The organism is Anaerotignum sp., assembly GCF_045122575.1.
In the GTDB taxonomy this organism is placed as follows: Bacteria; Bacillota; Clostridia; order Lachnospirales; family Anaerotignaceae; genus Anaerotignum_A.
Map to the genome: position 1 here is coordinate 1 of NZ_JBGVHV010000086.1, position 3231 is coordinate 3231.

A 3231-nucleotide genomic window follows, 5' to 3' on the forward strand; every position below is an offset into this window, starting at 1 on the left:
TAAGCCAGAGGGTTTGTGGAGGCGCGCATTTCACCCAGATATGCGTAAGTGCGGATATGTAACTGACGGATCAGTTCCAGATAATAATCCAGCACTTCAAAGAAAGGCTTGCTTTCCTGTCTTGCCTTGGCATAGATCATGGGCAGATGCAGGCTGACTGCACCGATGTTGAAACGGCCTACGAATACGGGCTTGTCATTTTCGTCGGCGGGTTCCATGCCGCCTTTTTCATACCAGGGGGAAAGGAAGGCACGGCAGCCCATGGGGCTGATGATCGCGCCATATTTTTTATACATTTCCGCTACATAGCCTTCCCCTGTCAGGGAGAGCCAGTCGGGGTACATGCTCTTGGAGGAGCAGAGGATGCCTGCTTCGAATACATCTTCCAGTTCCTTGCCGGGACCATGGAGGTTTTCATCGTACAGGAAAACCAGTTTGGGGAAAAGAACGGGTTTTTTGCAGGTCTTCTTGCCCTGACCCTTACGGCGTACGTTCAGCATGGAAATAGATGCCATCTTGGCAAATTTCCCTGTGCCTGTGCCGAAGGTCATAGTAATGAAGGGATAGTCGCCGCGGCTGGAAGCAACGGTGTTGAATTTATATTCCCAGCCCTGGAAGCCCTGATCGAAATCCTTCTGGATATCTTTCATGGTTTCTCTGTCGGCTACGCGGGCAGTCAGACCCAGATCGATATATCTGCGGTAATATTTTTCATAACTCTTTTCTGCGTAGGGTTCCAGCAGCAGGTCTACAGAAGGCACCGTAAAGCCGCCGTACTGCTGGCTGGCTGCGGAAAGGACAATATCGCCGATGACGTCGAAAGCAACTTCCAGTGTTTTTGGTTCGTTGTACCACAGGTTGCCCATTTCAAAGCCCCCTGTCAGCACGGTCTTTACATCGAACAGACAACAGTTCATGGTGTCCCTTCTGGCGGACATATCGTGGATATAGATATACCCGTCACGGCAGGCCTGCAGTTCTTCTGTTGTCATGAAAAATTTCTGATACAGTTCCTTATTCAGCTGATTATAGATGAGGGAACGTTTGGTGGAAACAAGGGCACTATCGGAATTGGAGTTTTCCTTGTCCCCGATGTACATGATGGACTGGCTTTTCTTGTATACCTCGTCCAGCATTTTTACGAAGTCCTGTTTATAGTTGCGGTAGTCGCGATAGCTTTTCGCAACTTCGGGTTTTACCTTTTCCAGTGCGCTTTCCACGATGTTGTGCATCTGGGCGATGGGGATGCCCTCCTGCCCCAAGGCGCGGGCGCTGCTTTCCACGTATTCGCAGAGGAAATCCAGTTCCTCGTCGGTAAATTTTACCATGGCACGGTAGGCAGATTTGTTGACCGCAACGACCACCTTCTGTACATTCCATGCTTCATGGGTATTGTCTTTTTTGATTACATACATATATGTTCCTCCTTTACAGGCAGAGTCTTCAAGATGTTGTTTCTCTTACCTATAAATGTACCGTAAAAACGGCAAAAATTCTGTTGCATATGCAACACGAAGGTGCTCTTACAGTCTGGCCTGCTTCACAGCATGATGCCAGCCGTTCACCTTTTCTTCTGCTTTTTCCTGAGAAAGTTCAGGGTTAAAGGCGGCGGAAACCTGCCAGTTTCTTCTGATTTCTGTTAAATCATCCCAATAACCTACGGCCAGACCTGCCAGATAGGCTGCCCCCAGGGCTGTTGTTTCCAGTGTGGAAGGGCGCAGAACGGGAACGCCTGTGATATCAGACTGGAACTGCAGCAGGAAAGAATTGGCAGCGGCACCGCCGTCTACCCTCAGTTCTGCCAGAGGGATGCCTGCATCCTGTTCCATGGCGTGAAGCACATCATAGGTCTGATATGCCATAGATTCTACCGTTGCACGGACGATATGGCTGCGGTTTGCACCGCGGGTCAGGCCGGTCAGGGCACCCCTTGCGTAAGGGTCCCAGTAGGGGGCGCCGAGACCAACGAAAGCGGGTACCAGATATACACCGCAGGTATCATCCACTTCCTTGCAGAGATCTTCTGTTTCCGCTGCGGAGGAGATCAGTTTCAGTTCATCACGGAGCCACTGGATGGCTGCGCCTGCTACGAAGATAGAACCTTCCAGTGCGTAAGTGATCTTGCCGTCCAGACCCCATGCAATCGTCGTTACCAGACCGTTTTTGGAGGAAACGGGGGTATCCCCTGTATTCATCAGCAGGAACCCGCCTGTGCCGTAAGTGTTTTTTGCTGTGCCGGGGGAGAAGCAGGCCTGTCCGAACAATGCCGCCTGCTGGTCGCCCGCTACACCTGCCACAGGGATAGCTGCGCCGAACAGGAGAGGCAGCGTGTTTCCAAACACGCCGCTGGAGGGGCGTACTTCCGGCAGGATGCTTTCGGGGATTTCCAGCAGATCAAGGATCTCCTTGTCCCATTCCAGGGTGTGGATATTGAAGAGCATCGTTCTGGATGCGTTGGAATAATCAGTAGCGTGTACCTGACCGCCTGTCAGGTTCCAAATGAGCCATGTGTCGATGGTACCGAAAAGCAGGTTACCGCTCTTTGCCAGTTCCTTTGCTTCGGGAACGTTCTGCAGGATCCAGCGGATCTTTGTGGCGGAGAAATAGGCGTCGATGAGGAGACCTGTTTTTGCGCGGATCTTATCTGTCCAGCCTGCTTCCTTCAAAGAGTCACAGTAGGGCGCAGTTCTTCTGCACTGCCATACGATGGCGTTGTGAACGGGTTTGCCGTTTCGCTTATCCCAGAGGATGGTGGTTTCTCGCTGGTTGGTGATGCCGATGGCGGCTACATCCTCTGCGGAAATGCCGGATTTTTCGATGGCTGCGCGGGCAACCTCCAGCTGTGTATCCCAGATTTCCATGGGGTCATGTTCTACCCAGCCGGGCTCGGGATAATATTGCTTGAATTCCTTCTGGGCAGAGCTCATCATTTCGCCGCTTTCGTTGAATAGGATAGCGCGGGAGCTGGTAGTGCCCTGATCTAAGGAAAGAATATATTTCATGGCAGGTTCCTCCTTTATTCTTTCTATCGATTTCTGTCGAAGATTCACTGCATTTAGTATATCAAAAAGCAATATCCCTCACAAGGGAACAGAGGAAGATACAAATAAAAAAGTCCCCGAAAAGGGGACTGAAAAATCATTTTTTCATGAAAGGATTTGTTCTGCGTTCTTCTTCCAGTGTGGTGGCAGGGCCATGGCCGGAATATACTTTGTAATCGCCGGGCAGGGC

2 protein-coding genes are annotated in these 3231 nt (G+C 51.0%); both read right to left on the bottom strand.

Annotated features, from left to right (window positions below):
* On the bottom strand, positions 1–1415 hold a 1415-nt coding region (gene nrdD / locus ACJMLT_RS03870; RefSeq protein ID WP_405726869.1), incomplete at its 3' end, for an anaerobic ribonucleoside-triphosphate reductase.
* Between the two features lie 108 nt (positions 1416–1523).
* Positions 1524–3002 carry a glycerol kinase GlpK gene (gene glpK, locus ACJMLT_RS03875; protein ID WP_405726872.1) on the bottom strand — a complete coding sequence of 493 codons (1479 nt, stop codon included), beginning with the start codon at positions 3000–3002 and terminating at the stop codon, positions 1524–1526.
* Positions 3003–3231: the final 229 nt, after the last annotated feature.